This is a genomic window from Olivibacter sp. LS-1, from assembly GCF_008245145.1.
GTDB lineage: Bacteria > Bacteroidota > Bacteroidia > Sphingobacteriales > Sphingobacteriaceae > Olivibacter > Olivibacter oleidegradans.
This window is the reverse complement of record NZ_CP041643.1, coordinates 2,269,813-2,293,973: the sequence shown is the minus strand read 5'-3', so window position 1 is coordinate 2,293,973 and position 24,161 is coordinate 2,269,813. Positions and strand designations below refer to the sequence as shown.

General features: G+C 41.0%; 17 protein-coding genes. 3 read left to right on the top strand and 14 right to left on the bottom strand.

Going from position 1 to position 24,161, the window contains the following annotated elements; translation table 11 throughout:
• Positions 1 to 40: 40 nt before the first annotated feature.
• The 6 genes from FKG96_RS09140 to truA all read right to left on the bottom strand — a co-directional run bounded on the left by FKG96_RS09140 (position 41) and on the right by truA (position 7,379).
• Entirely contained in the window at positions 41 to 421 is a 381-nt protein-coding gene (locus FKG96_RS09140; protein WP_130856903.1) for a septal ring lytic transglycosylase RlpA family protein, read from the bottom strand.
• Positions 421 to 2,679 (bottom strand): GH92 family glycosyl hydrolase, encoded by a 2,259-nt coding sequence (locus tag FKG96_RS09135; RefSeq protein ID WP_130856902.1) that lies wholly within the window; start codon positions 2,677 to 2,679, stop codon positions 421 to 423. Before FKG96_RS09135 ends, FKG96_RS09140 begins: the two co-directional genes overlap by 1 nt.
• Positions 2,680 to 2,912: 233 nt before the next feature.
• Complete coding sequence (locus FKG96_RS09130) at positions 2,913 to 3,320, bottom strand: methionine-R-sulfoxide reductase (protein WP_198140337.1); 408 nt, start codon at positions 3,318 to 3,320, stop codon at positions 2,913 to 2,915.
• A gap of 232 nt (positions 3,321 to 3,552) precedes the next feature.
• Positions 3,553 to 4,434, bottom strand: coding sequence for a succinate--CoA ligase subunit alpha (gene sucD, locus FKG96_RS09125; protein ID WP_013665693.1), 882 nt, complete (start codon positions 4,432 to 4,434; stop codon positions 3,553 to 3,555).
• Between the two features lie 268 nt (positions 4,435 to 4,702).
• The gene (locus FKG96_RS09120; RefSeq protein ID WP_130856900.1) at positions 4,703 to 6,523 is read right to left on the bottom strand and encodes an ABC transporter ATP-binding protein; all 1,821 of its coding nucleotides are present in this window, start codon (positions 6,521 to 6,523) and stop codon (positions 4,703 to 4,705) included.
• Between the two features lie 88 nt (positions 6,524 to 6,611).
• A complete protein-coding gene (gene truA, locus FKG96_RS09115; protein WP_013665691.1) occupies positions 6,612 to 7,379 on the bottom strand; it encodes a tRNA pseudouridine(38-40) synthase TruA in 768 nt (255 codons plus the stop codon).
• A 132-nt stretch (positions 7,380 to 7,511) separates the two neighbouring features.
• Between truA and FKG96_RS09110 the strand changes: the two genes are divergently transcribed.
• Both FKG96_RS09110 and FKG96_RS09105 read left to right on the top strand, forming a co-directional pair.
• Positions 7,512 to 7,991, top strand: a complete 480-nt coding sequence (locus FKG96_RS09110; RefSeq protein WP_013665690.1) for a DUF4293 domain-containing protein — start codon at positions 7,512 to 7,514, stop codon at positions 7,989 to 7,991.
• Between the two features lie 190 nt (positions 7,992 to 8,181).
• Positions 8,182 to 9,486, top strand: coding sequence for an OmpA family protein (locus tag FKG96_RS09105; protein WP_130856898.1), 1,305 nt, complete (start codon positions 8,182 to 8,184; stop codon positions 9,484 to 9,486).
• A gap of 49 nt (positions 9,487 to 9,535) precedes the next feature.
• Here FKG96_RS09105 and FKG96_RS09100 read toward each other — a convergent pair whose 3' ends face one another.
• The 3 genes from FKG96_RS09100 to FKG96_RS09090 are packed head-to-tail and all read right to left on the bottom strand — an operon-like array spanning position 9,536 to position 11,850.
• Positions 9,536 to 9,868 (bottom strand): hypothetical protein, encoded by a 333-nt coding sequence (locus tag FKG96_RS09100; protein WP_013665688.1) that lies wholly within the window; start codon positions 9,866 to 9,868, stop codon positions 9,536 to 9,538.
• 32 nt (positions 9,869 to 9,900) lie between these two features.
• Complete coding sequence (locus tag FKG96_RS09095; protein ID WP_149105342.1) at positions 9,901 to 11,232, bottom strand: hypothetical protein; 1,332 nt, start codon at positions 11,230 to 11,232, stop codon at positions 9,901 to 9,903.
• Positions 11,233 to 11,247: 15 nt separating this feature from the next.
• Entirely contained in the window at positions 11,248 to 11,850 is a 603-nt protein-coding gene (locus FKG96_RS09090) for an RNA polymerase sigma factor (RefSeq protein WP_130856895.1), read from the bottom strand.
• Positions 11,851 to 12,259: 409 nt separating this feature from the next.
• Here FKG96_RS09090 and lysS point away from each other — a divergent pair, with 409 nt between their 5' ends.
• Positions 12,260 to 13,978, top strand: a complete 1,719-nt coding sequence (gene lysS, locus FKG96_RS09085; RefSeq protein ID WP_149105341.1) for a lysine--tRNA ligase — start codon at positions 12,260 to 12,262, stop codon at positions 13,976 to 13,978.
• A 70-nt stretch (positions 13,979 to 14,048) separates the two neighbouring features.
• Here the strand turns inward: lysS and FKG96_RS09080 are convergent, their stop codons facing one another.
• The 5 genes from FKG96_RS09080 to rplL all read right to left on the bottom strand — a co-directional run bounded on the left by FKG96_RS09080 (position 14,049) and on the right by rplL (position 24,110).
• Positions 14,049 to 14,858, bottom strand: coding sequence for an SDR family oxidoreductase (locus tag FKG96_RS09080; RefSeq protein WP_013665684.1), 810 nt, complete (start codon positions 14,856 to 14,858; stop codon positions 14,049 to 14,051).
• A gap of 112 nt (positions 14,859 to 14,970) precedes the next feature.
• Entirely contained in the window at positions 14,971 to 15,276 is a 306-nt protein-coding gene (locus tag FKG96_RS09075) for a DUF3467 domain-containing protein (protein ID WP_013665683.1), read from the bottom strand.
• Positions 15,277 to 15,401: 125 nt separating this feature from the next.
• On the bottom strand, positions 15,402 to 19,682 hold the full coding sequence (gene rpoC, locus FKG96_RS09070; protein WP_130856891.1) for a DNA-directed RNA polymerase subunit beta': 4,281 nt from the start codon (positions 19,680 to 19,682) through the stop codon (positions 15,402 to 15,404).
• Positions 19,683 to 19,760: 78 nt separating this feature from the next.
• The gene (rpoB, locus tag FKG96_RS09065; protein ID WP_013665681.1) at positions 19,761 to 23,570 is read right to left on the bottom strand and encodes a DNA-directed RNA polymerase subunit beta; all 3,810 of its coding nucleotides are present in this window, start codon (positions 23,568 to 23,570) and stop codon (positions 19,761 to 19,763) included.
• Between the two features lie 159 nt (positions 23,571 to 23,729).
• The gene (rplL, locus tag FKG96_RS09060) at positions 23,730 to 24,110 is read right to left on the bottom strand and encodes a 50S ribosomal protein L7/L12 (RefSeq protein WP_130856890.1); all 381 of its coding nucleotides are present in this window, start codon (positions 24,108 to 24,110) and stop codon (positions 23,730 to 23,732) included.
• Positions 24,111 to 24,161: the final 51 nt, after the last annotated feature.

Genomic DNA, 24,161 nt, shown 5'->3' with positions numbered 1-24,161 from the left:
AACCCCATTAGCTAATTAGCCAATTAACTAATTAGCTAATTCATTTTCGTTTTTTCTTATAACTTATCTCGACCTTCGCCGTTCCCGACTGAATGATTCCCAATCGACGAGCTGCTTTTTTCGATAAATCGATAATCCTTCCCGAAACGAACGGTCCTCTATCGTTAATCCGTACTTTTACAGTTCGCCCGTTGTCTAGGTTTTTTACTTTAACTTTTGTACCAAAAGGCAGCGTCTTATGGGCTGCGGTCAACTTATATTGTCTGAATTTCTCACCACTGGCCGTGCGTCTCCCCTTAAATTTATCAGCGTAGTAAGAAGCGCCTCCTCGTTCGTGCAAGCGTGGTGTACATGACGCCAGTAAAAATAAACAGGCACTGAAAATCAGTGCCTGCTTAACTATATCACAAAAATATCTCATTATTCGCTATCTATTGCCGATTGTGGCCAACTATCCTTCTTCTTTCCCCACTTCTTGTTCGGCTTCTCTCCCATTATAAACTCAATTTCCCCACCATTTATTATATCAGCATGTGTAAAATAAGTCTTATCGTATTTTTTACCATTAAATCTTACTTCCTGCACATATATATTTCTCTTACTGTTGTTAATAGCTTTAAAACACAATTCTTTGCCTCCTCCGGGCCTAAAAATCACCTCATCGGCAGCTGGGCTGCCTATTACATATTCACTGCTAGCAGGGTTGGCTGGATAAATACCGGCAATGCTCCATACAGCCCAAGCACTCATTTGCCCGCAGTCTTCATTTCCTGCGTAACCGTCCGGTTGATCGTGATACATCGAGTCGACAATCTGCCGCACCCGTTCTTGCGTCTTCCAAGGCTCTCCCAAGAAACTATACATGTATGCTATATGATGACTGGGTTCATTACCATGGGCATACTGACCAATCATACCACTCACATCCGGTGATGTATTTCCTCCCGTTAATTCCGATTTAACCGAAAACAGCGAATCTAATTTTTGACTTAATTTACTATGGCTGCCATATAAATTAGCCAAGCCGCGCACATCGTGCGGAACAAAGAACGAGTGTTGCCAAGCATTTCCTTCTACATACTGCGCTTTCACTTCATCGTGCTCTGACAAGTAAGGATCAAAAGGAACCACAAATTTACCATTGCTGTTTTTGGCTCGCATAAAGCCTGTATTTTTATCAAAAATATGCTGATAAGCCTGGGCCCGCTTGCTGAATTTCCGGTAGTCTTCTTCCTTTCCAAGTTTCTTCGCCACCTGGGCAATACACCAATCATCATAACCGTATTCTAACGTTACGCTTGCACTGTGCCCCATTTTATCCTGTGGCATATATCCATACTTAATATATTCAGGTACACCCCGGCCCGTTTGAAAGGCAGAGGCTAGCATCGCTTTGTATGCTTTTTCTTTATCAATGCCGGGCCAATCTTTTAATATGGCATCCGCAATGACGGGTATAGCATGATATCCCGTCATGGTATTCGTTTCCCAGGTACTTAAATCCCAAACCGGTAACAAGCCGTTTTCATCATAGAAAGCAAGCATACTATTAAGCAGGGCCGTATACTTCTCAGGTTGGGTAATAGTAAATAGCGGATTAAGTGCTCTGAATGTGTCCCACAACGAATAAACGGTATACCTTTGATTGTTATTTGTCATTTTTAGTACGTTGCCACTTGCATTTTTATAGGCCCCGTCAGCATCCGAAAATAGAGAGGGAGCTATACAGGTATGATAAAGTGCAGTATAAAATACACGCTTTAACTTTTCATCAGAAGAAGAAACCTGCACTTTTTGCAGCTCGTGTTCCCATTTATCGGCAGCTTCATTTTTTACGCGCGCAAAGTTCCAATCGCCTATCTCGCCGAGAGCCTGGAGTGCCTTGTTCTCGTCCGTCATAGACAGGGCTACCTTGATTTCAATATTCTTTTGCTGCTCATCAAATACTAATTGAGCACTGATTCCTTTTCCTTTTTCTTCGGTTTTGGCCGCTTTAATTTGTGCCGACTGCACGCCGTGACCCGCTAAGATAGCCTCCTTAAATGGTTGAGAAGTTCTTAGCGCAAAATATACACGTTGTACCTTAGCCCAGCCGGTAGAATAACGGTAACCAACCAATGTGGAATCATCCAAAACCTTCACATAGGTTTCAGTGGGTGAATCCCAATTGAGGTGAAATCCCAAATCCAGTCGCAAAACAGGAATACTCTGATTCGGGAACTGATAACGATGATATCCTACCCTCTCTGTAGCTGTCAATGCTGCCTTTATCTTATTATCAAGTTCAACTTCGTAATACCCGGGCGAAGCTTTTTCGTTACGATGATTGAAGGTCGCCCTGATGTCTGCAGTTTCATCTTTTAAGGGGTATAGTAAAGGCATTACTGATATATCTAACCAATCGCCAATACCTGTTCCACTTAAATGTGTGTGACTAAAACCCGCAATGTGATTCTCGCTATAGTGATAGCCGCTACACCAATCCCAACCTGCCTGGCCGTTGTCCGGACTCAATTGTACCATGCCAAATGGAACAGTTGCTCCGGGAAAAGTGTGGCCATGTCCTCCTGTGCCAATAAAAGGATCGACATAATCAACTAATTTTCTCTCTTGTGCACTTACAAGCAAAGGTAAACTCAATAATGCACTACATACGAACCGAGAAATATTCTTATTCATTTTAAAGTATTTATGTTAGCCTGATGTTAAGATGGCTAAAATAAAGAATATATTTGAAAAGAGCAGTACTAAAACGATTTAATGGCTTATGGCCTTACAAATGGCCAATAACAAGGCAATGCACAATACTATATGTTCGACCAGTTAAATGTAGTGTTTTCCGAGATCATAACTATCCCATACAATTATTTGTTGGACTGCTCAATCGTCTGGAGCTTACGATATACTTTCCGTTACTTTTCTAACGGAACAAACTTCATAGAGATGGAGTTGACACAATGTCTGGTATTTTTTGTTGTAAATCCTTCTCCTAAAAACACATGCCCAAGATGCCCGCCACAATTAGCACACACAATCTCCGTTCGCATGCCATCCGGATCAGGAATCCGTTTAACGGCACCTTTTATCTCATCATCAAAACTCGGCCACCCGCAATGCGATTCAAATTTATCTTCAGAGCGATAAAGGGGTGCATTGCATTTGCGGCAAACATACACGCCTTTAGCCTTATTGTCTAGTAAAGCACCTGTAAAAGGTCTTTCTGTACCTTTTTGTTCTATGACCCAAGCTTCTTCTGCACTTAATTTATTATAATTACCGGCCGACTTAATAGTCGTATCTATTTGCTCTTTTGATTCCATTTGTACTTTTTTTTGAGTTGATTTATTTTCGCGCGACGCGTTTTGTGCACAGGCTTGAAAAAACAAACCTAAACACAGCAATAAAACACTAATGTTCCTCATATTGTTCAGCTATTAATACAATATACGAAAAAAGCCCGATTTTTTTTCGGGCTTTATATTTATGTTGTCAGCTGATCGTAATTTAACATTTAACCTGCAGCTTCCATATCAATGATCTTTTTAATGAAGCTTAGGCTTGTACTTTCGCTAATTCTTCAGCGATAGCAACACCGATTTCGGCAGGAGATTCTACTACACGGATTCCGCATTCACGCATGATCTTCATTTTCGCTGCTGCGGTGTCGTCAGCTCCACCGACGATCGCTCCGGCATGTCCCATTCTGCGTCCCGGAGGCGCAGTCTGTCCGGCAATGAAACCAACCACTGGTTTAGTGCCATGCTCTTTGATCCAACGGGCTGCTTCAGCTTCCATTCCGCCGCCGATTTCGCCAATCATAATAATACCCTCTGTCTCGGGATCGTTCATCAATAACTCTACTGCCTCCTTTGTAGTGGTGCCGATAATAGGGTCTCCACCAATACCAATAGCTGTTGTAATTCCTAATCCGGCTTTTACCGTTTGGTCTACTGCTTCATATGTTAAAGTACCCGATTTGGAAACAACTCCGACATTACCTTTTTTGAAGATAAAACCAGGCATGATGCCGATTTTCGCTTCATCAGCAGTAATAATACCTGGACAATTCGGTCCGATTAAACGAGATTTTTTATCTTTTAGATATTCCTTCACCTGGATCATATCTTTTGTAGGAATACCTTCTGTAATACAAACGATAACTTCCACTCCTGCACTCGCAGCTTCCATGATTGCATCCGCAGCAAACGCGGGGGGGACGAAAATAATGGATACGTTAGCACCCGTAGTATCTACCGCGTCTTGAACCGTATTAAACACAGGGCGGTCTAAATGAGTCTGCCCTCCTTTTCCAGGAGTTACACCACCTACTACATTGGTACCATACTCGATCATTTGTGACGCATGGAACGAACCTTCAGTGCCGGTAAAGCCCTGAACTATAACTTTTGAATCTTTATTTACAAGTACACTCATTGGTCGAATTTTTGTATGGCAAACTTACTAAATTCATTTTAAAATAAGGGAAAGAGATTTAAAATAGCTTTCAGCCAATTGTACGTTTTAGGTTATAAGTTTTAAGCCATAAGCTTTGGGCTGTAAGCTTTAGGCTGTAAGCTATAAGCTGCGATCCTTAAAGATACTTGTTTCGATTGCAAGGGCCCTAGATTTATGTACACTGCAACCAGCCGCAGGGTATCCCGGCGAACAACGAATAACCGGCAACGAATTACCAACAGCCACATTAAATGCCCGCAGAGTGGAACTGCAAATCATATAAGCGCTTATAATAGCCATTTAGATGAAGGAGTTCCTGGTGATTGCCTATCTCCTTTATTTCACCATGGTCGAGCACAATGATTTTGTCGGCTTTCTGAATAGTAGACAAACGATGAGCAATGACAATGGAGGTTCGATTTTTCATCAGCTTGTCAATAGCGGCCTGAATCAGCAACTCTGTTTCAGTATCTACGGAGGAAGTCGCTTCGTCAAGCACGAGGATCTTGGGATCGTGGACCAAAGCTCTTATAAAGGATATTAACTGGGCTTGCCCTGCCGACAGAGTGGATCCTCGTTCCCTAACCTGATAGTCATAACCGCCAGGTAGGCGCTCAATAAATTCATGTGCTCCCACCCTCTTTGCTGCCTCTATCATGGCCTCCCGAGTAATGCTTGCATCGTAAAGACTTATATTATTAGCTACCGTATCGGAAAAAAGAAAAACGTCCTGCAGGACGGTTGCAATTGTTTTACGCAGATAGTTAATGTCATACGACCGGATATCGACACCGTCTAATCGGATCGATCCTTTACTGATCTCATAAAACCTACTAAGAATATTGATGGTGGAAGACTTACCCGCACCGGTTGCGCCGACTAAGGCCAGCGTTTCACCGGCCTTTACGGTAAAGCTCACATCCTTGAGCACCCATTTTACGCTGTGATCGTCAACGATCGGATCCGGTAAGTTTAATTTCTTGTTCGTTTCAATATAATCGTCATAGGTAAACCAAACATGATCGAAGGTGATATCTCCCTTTATTTTTTCCGGTTTTAAAATTCCATCGTTTGGAGTCTTTTCATCCGTATCTAAAACAGTAAAGATACGCTCTGCCCCTACCATTCCCATTTGGAGTGTGTTAAATTTATCAACTAATTCTCGGATAGGCCGAAAAATCATATTGATATACATAATAAAGGCAACCACAACACCGGGTGAGATACGCCCTGCCAAAATAGATTTAGAACCATACCAAACAAGTAATCCCAAGGCGATGGCCATGATAATCTCGATAACCGGAAAAAAAATGGAAAAATACCAATTAGAACGAATATGGGCATTTCGATGTTCCGCGTTAATCGCTTTAAACTTATCCATTTCTTGTTTCTCACGAGCAAAGAATTGGATAATGCTGACACCTGAAATATGCTCTTGCAAGAAGGTATTCAAATTGGATACCCAATGCCTCACATCCTGAAAGGCAGACTTCATGGCTTCTTGAAAGAAATGAGTAGCAATAACCATCAACGGCATCGGTATTAATACAATGAGTGTCAACTCCCAATCAGTATAGAACATGACACCTATGATCACAATCAACTGCAAAATATCACCAATGATTTGTATTAATCCCTCAGAAAATATATCGGCAATGGTTTCCAAGTCCGATATTGTACGAGTTATCAGTCTACCAATTGGAGTCTTATCGAAATACTTCAGCCGAAGATCCGTGATATGATTAAAGGTCTCAATTCGGAGATCGCGAATAACAGACTGTCCCAACGAATTGGTCAGCAAGGTGTGATAATATCTGATAGCGGTTTGAAAAATCAGCAAACCGAACATGATTAAGGTCATGATATTCAGTCCCTGATAGTTGTTCTTTAAAATAAACTGATCAAGGGTATATTCTACCAACATCGGTAAAAGAGGAGAGATACCTGCTACAATAAGGGTGAGTATAACCGACCAAACAAAATAGGTTCGATAGGGTCTTAAATATTTTCCCAGTCTGCGTAACAGTTGGGTGTCATATGTTCTACCTGTTATCTTTGCTTCACTCATTTTTACATTCGCTGCGTTCAGCCCTCAGATATCAGCCTACAGCTTTTTAATTATTGATACACCGTCCGTTTTAAAGGAACTTTTTACTTTATTTTTCGTCCCAGGGATACAAAACCTCGGTAAGATATAATCCACAAGCAGGCACCGAAACACCTGCCATGCTTCTGTTCTTGCTATTGATGACTTCGTGAATATAATTTAAATCGCGTTTTCCGTTTCCAATTTCCATTAAAGTACCAACTATTGCCCTTACCATATTCCTCAAAAACCGATCAGCCGATATATAAAAAACCAGACGCCCTCCATCAAGCCATTGCCATTCTGCCTTCGTAAGCTGACAGTTATTGGTAAAAACTTGTGTATGTGATTTACTGAAACAGCTGAAATCCTTATATTTCATCATGTGTCGCGCGGCCTCGTTCATCGCTTCCACATCCGGTCGATCCCTTAATTGCCAAGAAAAGCCATGCAGGAATGGATTCTTACCGAAGTGTATATGATACTCGTAAGATCGTTTGATCGCATCAAAACGAGCGTGCGCATTAGGAGCAACAACAAAAAGTTGCTTTACCGCAATATCTGTCGGTAATAGCGCGTTCAAACCTGTCACAATGCGTTCTTCATTGCCTTCAATCGCACCAACCGCATCGTCAAAGTGTGCAAAGAGCTGCTTTGCGTGTACACCGGTATCCGTTCTTCCGCAGCCAACCGTATTAACTGGCACCCGTAATAGGGTACCCAAAGCTTTATTAAGTACCTCCTGCACGCTAATTGCATTTTCCTGTATTTGCCAGCCATGGTAAGCTCCCCCATGGAAAGCAAGTTCTACAAAATATCTTTTCGTTGCTGATTTCACTACCTGCAAACTTAGATAAAAGTAGGTAGATTTTTGACATCCATAAGAAAGACTTTCTCCATATCCAAGGTGTACTTATACCTTGCGCGTTGATACGAATATATTATCTTTGTAGCAATATATATTTTTTACATGATACAACGTATACAAACTGTTTGGCTATTGTTGGCTTCGGTGACTATCCTAGTCTTATTTTTATTCCCATATGCACAATTTTCTGACAACAGCGGGATTGCCATGGCATTAAAAGTAACAGGGGTTTTAAATAACACCGGGGGCCGTAATCAGTTGAGCACGTCTTTCACTTTTATCCTTCAGGCAATCGCAACAATTTTATTGGCGGTATTACCGCTGATCACCATTTTAAAATATAAAAACAGAAAAAAACAGGTAAGTCTGATCTTAGTTACTCTTTTATTGGTCATTCTCTTTGCTTTTTGGCTGTTTCTGTCTGCTAATAGTGCTGTTGAAGCAGTTAACAAAAGTCTCGAACTAAATAATATCGGTATCGGTGCGTTACTTATCCCTCCCTATATTATTTTTCTACTCTTAGCGCTTAAAGGCATTAATCACGATACCAAACTTATCAAGTCGGCAGATCGTTTACGATAACTGTATCTTTTTGAGGAAATGTGTGAAAAAGAGCGAGAAATCGTCCTTTTTTTAGCACATTTCCCGCTCCTCCTTCCAAATAAAAGCATCTAATAATCAATCCGTTACATCAACCAAGCAGAAAATGGTCTAATTTTTGGTAATACAGCATCAAATTTCAGAAAACAATTTAGACACGAAATTAAATTTTATGATCAAGAACTTTAGACTAAAAAAAACAAACTCTTTAGTCGCTTTAGCACTTTTAGCTTCTGCGCCTGCATTTGCTCAAACCACCCAGGTAAATGATGTTAAGCCATTTGCTCCTGAGAGCGAATTTAGAACCTGGTCAATCGGTGTTGGAGCCGGGGTGATTAATCAATGGAACATTATCGGATTAAGAAAGGACTTCGGTTCATCAGAAAGTCAATTGGGTTATAATTTTTATGTAAAAAAGCAAATTACACCTGCATTCGGACTGAGAGCTGAATATTTAGGAGGAAAATTAAGTGGTAGCGCCGAAGGAAGTAATGATAAATTTTCCACTAAGCTTCCGTGGTCGGCCGCTTTAAGTGCCGACATTACATTGGCGAATATTAGTTGGAGACATCAACAGGGTGTAATTAAACCTTATTTGACAGTAGGATTGGGAGCACTCAATTACAATCCAACAATAACAATGGGCGGTGTGGAACAAGAGCTTGGCTCAACCACCAAAGCGTTTATTCCTGCAGGCTTAGGTTTCAAATTCGGTGTAGCTAATGGGATCAATATAGATTTAGGTTACCAAGTCAATTTGGCAAATACCGGTACGCTTGATGGTTTAAGCACCAACAAAGTAGATATGTTCTCTTATGTACATGCCGGTCTTGAATTCGCTTTGGGAGATGCTACAAAACCATTCCTAGGCAATCGTAATCCTGTAGTCGATATGCGTAAAGAATATCAGGCAAGTTATGACGAATTAGCGACAGCTTTGAAAGCACAAAAAGAGGAAAATGAAGCGTTAAAAGCTCAATTAACAACTGATTTAGCAGATGATGACGGTGATGGTGTTGCGAATAAATTTGATAAGTGCCCAGGCACCGCAGCTGATGCAAAAGTAGATGGATCGGGCTGCCCGCTTCCTGAAGCTAAAAAAGTAGTACAACAAATCACCGTAACGGAAGAAGATCGTCGGGTAGTAGATGAAGCTATTAAAAACTTAGAGTTTGATCTAAGTAAAGCAACGATTCGTCCTACATCTTATCCAAGCTTAGATAAGGTGGCCAGGTTATTAGTAGAGAAGAATTTCAGTCTTAAATTGGCAGGACATACCGATAACACAGGTTCAATGAAATTGAATATGCGTTTGTCAAAAGAACGTGCGGAAGCTGTTAAAGCTTACTTAGTAAGTAAAGGAGCTAATCCATCACGTATTGAAGCAACCGGTTATGGACCAACTCAACCAATTGCGACGAATGCGACAGCAGAAGGACGACAAGCTAATCGTCGAGTAGAATTCACACTTTATTAATGAACAGTATCGTTATCTAAAATAAAAAGGACATCAATAGATGTCCTTTTTATTTTAGATATTTTAAGAAACTCCAAGCCTTCCTAACCTTCAGATAATTTTTTTGCTCATCGTTAATATATGCTTCGCGCTCAAAACAAATAGTTCGATAAGCACGATTCGGATCCTTACAAATCCACCATCTTACCAGCCACTCACCAATATACCAAATGTAAAAGGGTAAAATCAACAATTCCAATTGTTGCCTCAGATGAATTTTTTCATGTCTTAACAACTGCATAGAAACCCCTCGATTTCGCAGCGATGTATTCGCAATGACAAAAGGCCATAAAGCCATTGCTTGCACTTTACTGCTTGCCGGGATAATATAGTAAACCTTCATAAGCCTTATGCGCGATCAACTCACCTAAGTTACTAAAAACTGGTAATTACACGAATGCCGCCATAACGAAGATTCATATTTTGATTGGATAAGCTACCGATTGGAATCTTGAAAAACGGTTCAACGGCGATACCCACTTTTCTCGAAATAGGCATTTTTCTTCCCACTGAAAAGTTGAGAAACCCGGAATAGCCATTCCCTTGAAATGGTGTCTCTTCCGCTTTTTCACTGACGTTATTCACTTGGAATTCCGGCTGGCTGAAAGCATAGCCTTCCGTGTTTTGAATTGTCCTATTTGTTGGTGTCCGAGTCAAAAAGTTATTGGTCCGATCTTCATTTAATACCGCAAAAAAGGAAATACCCGCACTGGCATAAAATTGTTTACTCACCTGATATTTAATATCAATTGGGATGTCCAAAGCTAACAAATTAGTATTTATCGACGTTAGCTCTTTGGTTTCAAGCGATTTTGCATTTAGTGTCGGAGATGCGTCGCTTAGTGAAGCTGAAACGGGCGAATTCATGGTTCCGTTCGATGCGTTGGGTGACGACTGATGGAATCCTAAATCAACCAAAGAAACACCAGAACCAATAGATACTTTTTTGGATATGTTATACGCTACGGTTACCCCCCCTCCCATATTGAAACGTTCTTCTGTTAGCGAGGGCGCAAACACAACGCCTACATTCCAGCGCTTATTTCCGGAATAGTCGGCATTATTCATCAATGCACGTTCAGAAGAATTCGACGACGAGCTGTTCTCCCTCAACATGCTAATTAATGCTTCTTCCTTTTCTTTAGATGTATCTTCGATAATTTTGCCTTTTTGTTGCACTTGCTCCGAATTCGGCTCCTCTCTTTCGATACTAGAGCCATTAGAAGATAAAGCTTCATTTTTCTTTTGATCAAATTGCGCTATGCGATTATCAATTTTGGTCGGTTGTTCCTTATTAAATACTTCTGCGAAAGTAGATGCGCTTTTTCCTTCAGAACCTCTGTTAGATGACTGGGCCAGTAGGCTCCCATTACGTTTGTTATTATGCTCAGCACTTGTCTCCCCAGTAATCACCGGAGAGGCTTGTTGCAGCAAAGAATCTCCTTTAGATTCCCCAGATCCGTTATTTTGTGTATAAGTTATTGCAGGTGGAATTTGCTTGTCAACATTATTTCTATTCATAAAAAGCGCCACCCCCAATAAAACGGCAGCTGCCACGTCCCCAAGGTACCAAATTGGTACAACCTTTCTTCCTTGCTTTTGCGTGCTTGCAAATCGTTCCCATGCCCCTTCTCTATAAGGCGCTGAATGCTCTCGCAAGACTTCAGCCATACGATCGATCAGTTCCTTATTATCTTTTTCTTTCATAGTAAATTCTATACTTTATTGTTTTCCTATGGCGAACTCCTCAATATAAAGCTTCCGTAACCGCTGTTTTGCCCGGGTTAAGTATGTTCTGGATGTACTGTCAGGTATATTTAACATTTTTCCAATCTCTTCATGTGCATATCCTTCGATTTCGTATAAGTTGAAAATGATCCGTTGAATTTCGGGTAATCTCTCTAAAAGCTTTAGGATATCTTCTGCAAAGAGCTTGTCGGAAGCATTAACCAAAACCGGTTTAACTTCTTGCTCACCTACATCCTCCATTGCCACCATATTTTTTTGAGATCGTAATAAGTCAATGGATAAATTTGCTGCTATTCTTGCTAGCCAACCTCTAAATGATTTTTCAAGAACATTTCCTTCACCTACTCTGTTGAATCGAGGCAGATTTTTAAACGCTTTAATAAATGTTTCATTTACCAGCTCTTCCGCATCGTATTCGCTTTTTATATACCTTGCCACTACTGCTAACACGTATCCATAGTACTTTTTGTAGATAAATTCTTTAGCCCGTTCCGCATCCGTTTGGACACAAGCATCCAAGGCACTTTCTAGTGTTAATGTCTTCTTTTTACTTAAAAATCCTAAACGGTAATTCACTACAGCAATACTACTAATTGGAAAGCCCCATCTATTTAATTAGCAAATAAACAAAGCTTATTCAAAAATACGCAAACCTGCTAAAAAAGATGTTCTTATTTTTGGTACACAAAGGATTTCCCTGATACACCTTTTTATTTTCAAATTAGCTTGTAGCTGCTGTCAATTCCGTCTCGTAGTTCTTTTTAACCATACATCGGTATAACGATAAAAACAACAAAACGCTACAGCACACGTATTGATAAATAACTAAAAACCGCTAAAATACACTCCTTTTTACGCCTTACTCCTTTGCATATCAGGCCAATTTTATCTAAGTTTGCGAAAAATCAGAACCGAGGTTATTTCGTAAATCAGTATACAGAAGCCCATGTTCTTTCTCCTTCAAGTGAGTACATATTTTAACTAAATGAGCAGCATTTTATCAGAACAGGAAGTATTGCGCCGACAGGCTTTAGATCAATTGATCCAATTAGGAATAGAACCTTATCCTGCAGAGGCATTTGACATTAATGCTAACGCACGGGACATCCATGAAAATTATGATCGCGACAAGCTGAATTATAAAAATATTAGTATTGCAGGTCGTATGATGAGTAGGCGAGTGATGGGAAGTGCTTCTTTCTTTGAACTTCAAGATTCGACAGGTCGTATTCAGGTTTATCTGACAAGAGATGAGCTTTGCCCCACCGAGGATAAAACATTATATAACACCGTTTTTAAAAAATTATTGGATATTGGAGATTTCGTTGGTGTAAAGGGACACGTTTTTACAACGCAGACCGGAACAATATCCATCCATGCAACTGAATTGACATTGCTAGCAAAATCGCTGAAACCTCTGCCGATAGTTAAGGAAGCAGATGGAAAAGTGTTCGATGCCGTAACCGATCCTGAATTTCGCTATAGACAACGTTACGTTGATTTAGTAGTAAATCCGCACGTTCGGGAAACGTTCACCAAAGTAACTAAAATCAAATCTGCCATAAGGCAATTTTTGGATGAACAGGGAGCCATTGAAGTAGACACACCGGTATTACAAAGTATACCGGGCGGTGCTGCTGCAAGACCGTTTATTACGCATCATAACGCACTTGACATCCCGTTATATTTACGGATAGCCAATGAGCTGTATTTAAAGCGCTTAATCGTTGGCGGCTACGATTGGGTGTATGAATTCAGCAGAAACTTTCGCAATGAAGGAATGGACCGAACCCATAATCCTGAATTTACGGTACTCGAATTCTATGTGGCATACAAAGATTACCTATGGATGATGGACATCACAGAGCAGCTCTTCGAGAAGGTGGCGCTAGCTACAAACCGAAAGACCACCATAACGGTTGGCGATAAGGAAATTAACTTTGCAGCTCCCTATAAACGGATCAGCATATATGATGCAATAAAAGAGCATACAGGCTTTGACGTTTCAGGCTTAGATGAGGTGGGATTACGGGATGTATGCAAGCAGCTTCATATCCCGGTAGATGAAAGCATGGGTAAGGGAAAGCTTATTGACGAGATATTTGGTGAAAAATGTGAGCATCATTATATTCAACCCACATTTATTATTGATTATCCGGTAGAGATGAGTCCTTTAACGAAGAAACATCGCAGCAAGGAAGGACTTGTTGAACGTTTTGAACTCATGGTAAATGGAAAGGAATTAGCGAATGCTTATTCCGAACTTAATGATCCAATAGACCAGCTTAAGCGTTTTGAGGATCAGTTGAAGTTAATGGAGCGGGGTGATGATGAGGCGATGTTTATTGATTACGACTTTCTAAGAGCGTTGGAATATGGCATGCCTCCTACCTCAGGAATCGGTATTGGTATTGATCGATTAGCAATGCTGATGACAAATCAGGCAAGTATACAAGATGTGTTGTTTTTCCCACAGATGCGACCTGAAAAAGTTATCAAAACCGCTTCTGTGACTGATTACGAGGCTCAAGGAATTCCAGCTGTTTGGGTTCCTGCATTGCAGAAAATGGGACTTATCACCATTGAGTCGTTAAAAGCAGCCAATCCAAACAAAGTCTTCAATGATTTAGGCGGATTACGGAAAAAAATGAAAATTGAATCTGCCATGCCTACGAAGGACGAGGTGATGGAATGGTTTAAATAAAAGTTGTGAGTTGTTGGTTACGAGTTGTGAGTTTTGTAAATTAAAAAGCTCATAACCCACAACGGGCAACTCACAACTCCGAATGTCTATCCAACGATTTCTTATAGGTCTTACCCGTCTGCTTAATAATAAACTCCTTCCGGAGTAAAAAAGACAATTTGCTACTTAAACGATTGAGAAATCCGGGAATATAAGTCGATTTTCTTTTTTTGAAAGCCAGCAATCCTTCTTTTGCAACCTGTTGTACCGGCATCAGATAACCGCGAAGTTCATTAAAGCCGTCGCCTGCCGTCATTTCCGTAGCAATACCTCCCGGTAAAAATATCGTAAGCGACAATTCTTTATTATCTAGCTCCTGTGAAAGAGCCGAAGCGAAGTTAAGTAGAAACCCCTTAGTACCTGCATAAGCTGCCTGGAAGGGCGTTGGGAAAATTGCTGCCATACTGGAGACGATCATGATACCACCGACAGATTTTTTTTTCTCAAAGTACGCGACCAATTGGGTTGTCATATAGGTAACGCTAATGATATTGATTTGGATCATTTGGTTAAATTGTTCCTTTGGCAGCGCCAAGTGTTTCCCCAAATAGGTAACGCCCGCATTTAAGATAGCTGCATACAAGTCTCGTCGGCTTATAATTGTTTCCAGAATTTCTTCAATCTGCTCGGGTTGGGATAAATCTGCAACAACAATATCAACACTTGATTCCGTTTCACTTTCTATGGTAATCTTCAATTGTTCCAACCGCTCTTTACGACGAGCTAGCAAAATTAAATTCGCGCCATGTTGAACAGCTAACTGCCTCGCCATCTCCTCTCCCAATCCCGATGAGGCGCCGGTAACCAATATCCACTTATCCTTAAAATTTAGATTTTTCATGTACTTGCAATTCGTTATTCATTATTGGCTGTTGGTCAGATTCCGCCATGCGTTTCATAAAAATATCACAAGGCTAAAATCAATACCATCAACGAACAACTCATAACCAAGCTTAAGCTTGCGCTGTTGGACCTCCGAAGTTCATTGGAAATGGGGGTTCCTCATGCGTATCAATTTTGCCATTCATGGCTTCATACTTCGCGATATTATCTTGAAAAGCCTTCATTAATCGTTTCGCATGCTCAGGTGTTAAGACGATTCTCGACTTTACTTTCGCTTTTGGAATTCCTGGCATTACGCGAATGAAGTCGACAACAAATTCTGTATGGGAGTGCGTTATGATTGCTAGATTTGAATATATGCCTTCGGCGATATCTTCGGTAAGTTCTATGTTCAATTGATTATCCTGTTCTTCCATATTGATTTAATGGTAAGCATGTATGTCTAAATGATATCTAGCGGTAAAGATAATAAATAGGAAACAAAAAACCCCGAAGAACACTAGCCTTCGGGGTTTTATAATATAAAGTGAATAAACAACTATTAAACTTCTTCTTTAGAAGCCAACAACTGATCATATTCCTCTTTAGATCCAACGATGATACGGTCATAATTACGTAAACCGGTACCCGAAGGGATTAAGTGTCCGACAATAACATTCTCTTTCAATCCTAGTAAATCATCGCGTTTACCACTAATAGCCGCTTCGTTTAACACTTTGGTAGTTTCCTGGAAAGACGCTGCCGATATAAACGATTTGGTTCCCAATGATGCACGTGTAATACCTTGAAGCATTGGACTGGAAGTAGCAGCAATTGCATCACGCACCTGTACCAGTTTTAGATCTCGACGTTTCAAACTAGAATTCTCTTCTCGCAGTTTACGTAGAGACACGATCTGACCAGCTTTCAGTACATTTGAATCACCTGGATCAGTTACCACTTTCTTATCGTACATACTGTCGTTCTCTTCGATAAAATCCCATTTGTTAACAGCATCCTTTTCCAAGAAGCGGGTATCGCCTGGGTCTTCGATCATGACCTTTTGCATCATTTGATGTACAATTGTCTCAAAGTGTTTATCATTAATTTTCACACCTTGCAGACGGTAAACTTCCTGAATACCGTTTACTAAATACTCTTGTACAGCAGCTGGCCCCTTTATCGCTAAAATATCAGACGGCGAAATAGAGCCGTCAGAAAGCGGCATACCTGCCTTCACGAAGTCATTATCTTGTACTAAAATGTGTTTAGAAAGTGGCACTAAGTATTTCTTCACTTGGCCATCACGTGATTCTATTTGAATTTCACGGTTACCACGTTTAACTCCCCCTAACGTTACTACCCCGTCGATTTCTGTTACGACAGCTGGATTAGAAGGGTTTCTTGCTTCAAACAATTCAGTTACACGCGGTAGACCCCCCGTAATATCGCGGGTCTTCCCAGCTGAACGAGGAATTTTCGCGATAATTTCCCCCACTTTTGCTTTACCGGCATTATCCACAGCAATGTGGGCACCAACCGGTAAGTTGTAGGTACGGATTACATCACCTGCATTATCCAAAATTTTGATCGCCGGGTTCTTCGTTTTATCACGCGTATCGATGATTACTTTCTCGCGGTGTCCGGTTTGTTCATCAGACTCTTCACGATAGGTAACACCTTCTATGATCGCATCAAATTCAACCGTACCTGCAAATTCAGAAATAATAACCGCGTTGTACGGATCCCAAGAACAGATTCTATCGCCCTTCGTTACCTTATCACCATCGGCAATGTATAGGAACGAACCGTAAGGAATGTTATTGGTCATCAGTACCTTCTTAGATTCCGGATCAAGAATGCGGAATTCACCTGAGCGGCCCAATACGATGTGCAATTTACCTTCTTCCGTTTCGCGCTCTACCGAACGCATATTCTCGAATTCAACGATACCGTCAAATTTAGCAACGATTTGCGACTCAGCAGCAATGTTAGAAGCCGTACCACCCACGTGGAACGTACGAAGTGTAAGCTGTGTACCTGGCTCACCGATAGACTGAGCGGCGATAACACCAACCGCTTCTCCCATTTGAACACGTTTACCCGACGCAAGGTTACGTCCATAACACAAGGCACAAACACCGCGCTTGCTTTCGCAAGTTAATACCGAACGAATTTCTATACCTTCTACTGAAGAACGCTCTATCTTCTCTGCAATCTCTTCCGTAATATCTTGATCAGCACTAACCAATAGTTCATTGCTTACCGGATCATACACATCGTGCAGCGAAGTACGTCCTAGTATACGGTCATATAAAGGTTCAACGATGTCTTCGTTATCTTTCAGAGCAGTAGTGAAAATACCTCTCAATGTACCACAATCCTCCTCGGTAACGATCATATCTTGCGCGACATCGTGCAAACGACGAGTTAAGTACCCGGCGTCAGCTGTCTTTAATGCTGTATCCGCAAGACCTTTACGAGCACCGTGCGTTGAGATAAAGTACTCGAGTACCGATAAACCTTCCTTAAAGTTGGATAAAATTGGGTTTTCGATAATTTCACCTCCTGACGAACCGGATTTTTGTGGTTTCGCCATCAATCCCCGCATTCCACAGAGCTGACGAATCTGCTCCTTAGAACCACGGGCACCTGAATCCAGCATCATATAAACCGAATTAAAGCCTTGGTTATCATTGGATAAAATATCCATCACATTGGCAGTCAAACGGTTGTTAATACGCGTCCAGATATCGATAATTTGGTTATAACGTTCGTTATTGGTAATGAATCCCATATTATAGTTATTCATCACTTCTTCTACTTCACGTGTTGCTTGCTCAATTAAACCAGCTTTCGCATCCGGAATATTAAGATCTTGTAAGTTAAATGATAAACCTCCACGGAACGCCATTTGGAAACCAAGTTCTTTAATATCATCCAAGAACTTCGCTGCTCTGGCCATACCAGTGGTTTTCACCACATCGCCGATGATATCACGTAAAGACTTCTTCGTAAGTAGCTCATTGATATAACCTACCTCTTCCGGAACTACTTGATTGAATAAAACCCTACCAACGGTTGTATCAATTAATTGCTTAACGATATTACCATCTTTATCCTTTACATTAGTTTTAACCTTAATAAAGGCGTGTAAATCAATTTTCTTCTCGTTATAAGCAATGATAACTTCTTCCGGCGAGTAGAAGGTCATATCCTGGCCTTTTACCACACGCGAATCATCTGTTCTACGTCCCTTTGTAATGTAATAAAGTCCCAAAACCATGTCCTGAGAAGGTACGGTAATCGGTGTACCATTCGCCGGGTTCAAGATGTTATGAGCGGCTAACATTAGTATTTGAGCCTCCAAAATAGCTGCATTTCCTAAAGGCAAATGCACCGCCATCTGGTCACCGTCAAAGTCGGCGTTGAACGCTGTACACACTAAGGGGTGAAGCTGAATCGCCTTTCCTTCCACTAATTTCGGCTGAAAAGCCTGGATACCTAAACGGTGCAACGTAGGTGCACGGTTAAGAAGAACAGGGTGTCCTTTCAATACGTTTTCCAAAATATCCCAAACAATCGGATCTTTACGGTCAACGATTTTTTTGGCTGATTTCACTGTTTTTACAACCCCGCGTTCAATCATTTTACGGATAATAAACGGTTTGTATAATTCAGCAGCCATATCTTTAGGCAATCCGCACTCATGCAGTTTCAGGTTTGGTCCAACCACAATAACGGAACGTGCCGAATAGTCAACACGCTTACCTAATAAGTTCTGACGGAAACGCCCTTGTTTACCTTTTAGGATATCGGAAAGTGATTTTAGTGCACGGTTACCTTCCGTCTTCACGGCATTCACTTTACGGGAGTTATCGAATAATGAATCCACAGCTTCCTGAAGCATACGCTTTTCGTTACGTAAAATTACTTCAGGTGCTTTGATTTCGATCAAACGTTTTAAACGGTTATTTCTAATAATAACACGGCGATATAAGTCGTTCAAATCTGACGTAGCAAAGCGCCCACCTTCCAAAGGAACTAAAGGACGTAACTCGGGAGGAATAACCGGAACGATTTTAACAATCATCCACTCCGGACGATTTTCAATACGCTCGCGTGACCCGCGGAAAGCTTCAACTACTTGAAGGCGTTTTAATGCTTCATTTTTACGTTGTTGCGAAGTCTCATTAGCGGCTTGGTGACGTAAATCATATGACAATTGATCTAAATCAATTCGTTGCAATAATTCTTCCAACGCTTCAGCCCCCATCTTCGCCACAAACTTCTGAGGATCCTTATCGTCAAGATATTGATTCTCCTTTGGTAAAGTATCCAATATATCCAGATACTCTTCCTCCGTTAAGAAATCCATGTACTGGATGCCATCTTCTTCCTTTATACCAGGCTGGATTACGACATATCGCTCATAGTAGATAATCATATCCAACTTCTTAGTTGGCAAACCTAGTAAATATCCAATCTTATTTGGAAGTGAACGAAAATACCAGATATGAGCTACCGGAACAACCAAATTAATATGTCCCATGCGCTCTCTACGCACCTTCTTTTCAGTAACTTCTACGCCACATCGATCGCAGACGATACCTTTATAACGAATACGCTTATACTTACCGCAATGGCATTCGTAATCCTTTACAGGACCGAAGATACGCTCACAAAACAGACCATCACGCTCCGGCTTATAAGTACGGTAGTTAATGGTTTCCGGTTTTAATACTTCACCGCTGGAACGCTCCAAAATAGCTTCTGGAGACGACAAGCTGATCGTAATCGAGGTGAAGTTGCTTTTTATTTTATTATCTTTCTTGTAAGACATAGCTCTTTTTAGTTATGAGTTATACGTAATAAGTTGTACGTACAAATACTTAGGACGCACAACTTAAAATTTAAAACTCTATTCTAACGTGATATCTAAACCTAAGCCGCGAAGCTCATGTACCAATACATTGAATGATTCAGGTACAGATGGCGTAGGCAAATTATCGCCTTTAACGATTGCTTCGTAGGTCTTGGCTCTACCGATAACATCATCTGACTTAACAGTAAGAATCTCTTGTAGAATGTTGGATGCACCAAATGCTTCCAGCGCCCATACCTCCATCTCACCAAAACGTTGGCCACCAAATTGCGCTTTACCACCAAGCGGTTGCTGCGTAATAAGGGAGTATGGTCCAATAGAACGTGCGTGCATCTTGTCGTCTACCATGTGACCTAATTTAAGCATGTAAATTACACCAACAGTAGTTGGCTGGTCAAATCGCTCACCCGTTAAACCATTATATAAATAGGTTCTTCCGGAAGCAGGTAAACCGGCTTTAGCGACCCACTCCTCCACTTCTTCAGTGGAAGCTCCATCAAATATCGGTGTTGCAAACTTCACACCTAGTTTTTGTCCTGCCCAACCAAGAACGGTTTCATAAATCTGTCCAAGGTTCATACGAGAAGGTACCCCAAGTGGGTTTAATACAATATCTACAGGTGTTCCGTCTTCTAAGAAAGGCATATCCTCATCACGTACAATACGCGCTACGATACCCTTATTTCCGTGACGACCCGCCATCTTATCACCTACTTTAAGCTTGCGTTTCTTCGCGACGTAAACTTTAGCCATCTGCACAATACCGGATGGTAGTTCATCACCTACTGTAATGGCAAATTTATCACGACGATAAGCTCCAAGCTCCTCATTCAATTTGATATTATAGAAGTGTAAAGCCTGTTTTACCAGCTCGTTCTTGTCGTCGTCTGTGGTCCATTTAGAAGGGTTGATATTAGCAAAGTCAAGTTCAGCCAACATCTTCTGCGTAAATTTAGCTCCCTTAGGAATCAAAAGCTCTTTGTATACGTTATACACACCTTGTGATGTTTTGCCATTTACAATAGCAAATAATTTATCGATCAGGCGTTCTCTTAATTGACGAACGGCACGCTCATGATTAAGATCCAAACGTTCCAAAGCAGCTTTTTCCTCTTTCTTGTCAGCTTTTTTAGCACGCGAAAAGAGCTTTGTATCAATTACCACCCCACGGATTGACGGAGGTGTTTTTAAAGATGCATCTTTTACATCGCCTGCTTTATCACCAAAGATTGCACGTAAGAGCTTTTCTTCGGGAGAAGGATCGGATTCACCCTTAGGTGTAATTTTACCAATCAGAATATCTCCTTCGCGCACTTCTGCCCCAATACGGATAATACCGTTTTCATCTAAATCTTTGGTTGCTTCTTCAGAAACGTTGGGAATATCAGAAGTAAGCTCTTCTTCCCCGCGTTTAGTATCACGCACCTCCAATTCAAATTCTTCGATATGTAAAGAAGTGAATATATCTTGGCTTACCACTCGTTCAGAAATAACGATCGCATCCTCGAAGTTATATCCTTGCCATGGCATGAAAGCAACTTTCAGGTTACGCCCCAAAGCGAGTTCACCGTTTTCGGTCGCATAGCCCTCGCATAACACTTGTCCTTCAACCACACGTTGTCCTTTACGAACAATAGGCTTCAAGTTAATACAGGTGCTCTGGTTTGTTTTCTTGAACTTGATTAAGCGATATGTTTTAATATCATCGTCGAAAGAAACTAATTTCTCATCTTCGTTCCGATCATAGCGAATTTTTATCTCGTTCGCATCAACGTACTCAACCACTCCGTTGCCTTCCGCATTAATTAAGGTACGGGAGTCACTCGCTACACGGCCTTCCAATCCAGTACCCACAATAGGCGCTTGTGGACGCAATAATGGAACTGCTTGACGTTGCATGTTTGATCCCATTAATGCACGGTTCGCATCATCGTGTTCCAAGAACGGAATCAATGAAGCTGCAATCGAAGTAATTTGGTTCGGTGCAATGTCCATTAAATCTAAACGTTCCGGTTCGATGATTGGGAAGTCACCTTCGAAGCGGGCTTTCACTTTCGGTGTAGTGAAATTACCTTTTTCGTCATATTCTGCATTGGCCTGTGCGATGGTTTTGCCATCTTCGTCCTCTGCCGATAAATAAACGACGGGCTCTTCCACCACTACCCTACCATCTTGAACTTTTCGATAAGGAGTTTCGATAAAACCGAGGTTATTGATTTTTGCGTGTACACATAAGGAAGAAATCAAACCGATGTTCGGACCTTCCGGTGTTTCAATCGTACATAGGCGGCCGTAGTGCGTATAGTGAACGTCACGAACCTCAAAACCGGCACGCTCTCGCGAAAGCCCCCCCGGTCCGAGGGCAGAAAGACGACGCTTATGTGTGATTTCAGCTAATGGATTGGTTTGATCCATAAACTGCGATAACTGGTTGGTTCCGAAGAATGAATTGATAACAGACGATAAAGTACGTGCATTGATCAAATCAGTTGGAGTAAACACCTCGTTATCTCGAATATTCATTCGCTCGCGAATTGTACGTGCCATACGAGAAAGTCCTACCCCAAATTGGGCATATAACTGCTCGCCTACGGTGCGCACACGTCGATTAGACAAGTGATCAATATCATCCACTTCCGCCTTCGAATTGATCAGATTTATCAAGTACTTAACAATGGCAATGATATCTTGCTTCGTTAATACTTTGATCTCATCAGGCGTATCCAATTGCAATTTACGGTTAATGCGGTAACGTCCCACATCACCCAAGTCATATCGTTTATCAGAGAAGAATAAGCGCTCAATAATACCACGAGCTGTTTCTTCATCAGGTGGTTCCGCATTTCTTAACTGACGGTAAATGTGCTCTACCGCTTCTTTCTCTGAGTTGGAAGTATCTTTCTGTAAAGTGTTATAGATGATAGAATAATCAGCGTTATTTGAGCTATCTTCTTTAGTGAGAATGATAGACTTAACACCGGCATCTATAATCATGTCGATATGATCGTCTTCCAGAATCGTTTCACGTTCCAGGATAATTTCGTTACGATCAATCGATACAACTTCTCCGGTATCTTCATCTACAAAGTCTTCAACCCATCTTTTCAGAACTCTAGCAGCCAATTTACGGCCAACTAATTTCTTCAAGCCGGATTTGCTAACTTTGACTTCGTCGGCCAATTCGAATAACTCAAGGATATCTTTATCCGAGTCATAACCAATAGCACGCAAAAGAGTCGTTACCGGGAATTTCTTTTTACGGTCGATATAAGCGTACATGACATTATTAACATCAGTAGCAAATTCGATCCAAGACCCTTTGAAAGGAATCACCCTCGCAGAGTATAGTTTGGTGCCATTGGTATGGCGGCTTTGGCCAAAGAATACACCGGGCGAACGGTGAAGTTGCGATACGATTACCCGCTCTGCGCCATTGATAACGAAAGTACCTTTGGGTGTCATATAAGGGATAGTTCCCAAATACACATCTTGTACTATGGTTTCGAAATCTTCGTGTTCTTCATCATTACATGATAAACGTAACTTAGCTTTTAGCGGAACGCTATAAGTTAAGCCGCGTTCGATACATTCCTGAATATCATAACGTGGCGGATCGATGAAATAATCCAAAAATTCAAGCACAAAAATGTTTCTTGAATCAGAAATAGGGAAGTTTTCAGAAAAAACTTTGAACAGCCCTTCCTGGTGGCGGTTATCAGAAGTTGTTTCCAATTGGAAAAACTCCTTGAAAGACTGCAATTGCACATCCAGAAAGTCGGGATAGTCGATGACTCTTTTGCTGGTTGCAAAGTTTACTCTTTCGTTACGAATATCTTTGTTTGCCAAGGGAATTATATTTTAGTTTAAATTAAACTTCACGCGACATGTTTTAACCGAAAGATGGTTCTGTACAGTCCAACAGTATTTTTGGGATAATATAAACGGCAATAGACCCCAGTAGAAATACCGGAGTCTAAAACCATTTAGGATCTCTTTAGATGAGAATTACTTAATCTCAACAACAGCTCCTGCTTCTTCCAGTTGTTTTTTCAAAGCTTCAGCTTCATCTTTAGCAACACCAGCTTTTAATTCTTTAGGAGCGCCGTCAACTAAATCTTTAGCTTCTTTAAGGCCTAAACCAGTTAAATCTTTCACTAATTTAACAACAGCCAATTTCTGACCACCGGCTTCTTTCAAGATTACATCAAAAGATGTTTTCTCTTCAGCAGCAGCAGGAGCATCACCACCTGCAGCAGGGCCAGCAACAGCTACAGCTGCAGCAGCTGGCTCAATACCATACTCATCTTTTAAGATTTGAGCTAACTCGTTAACTTCTTTTACTGTTAAGTTTACTAACTGCTCAGCAAACGCTTTTAAATCTGCCATTTTATTTTAAATTTTTGAATTTACTTTTTTCTATTAAACTATTGTTACTTG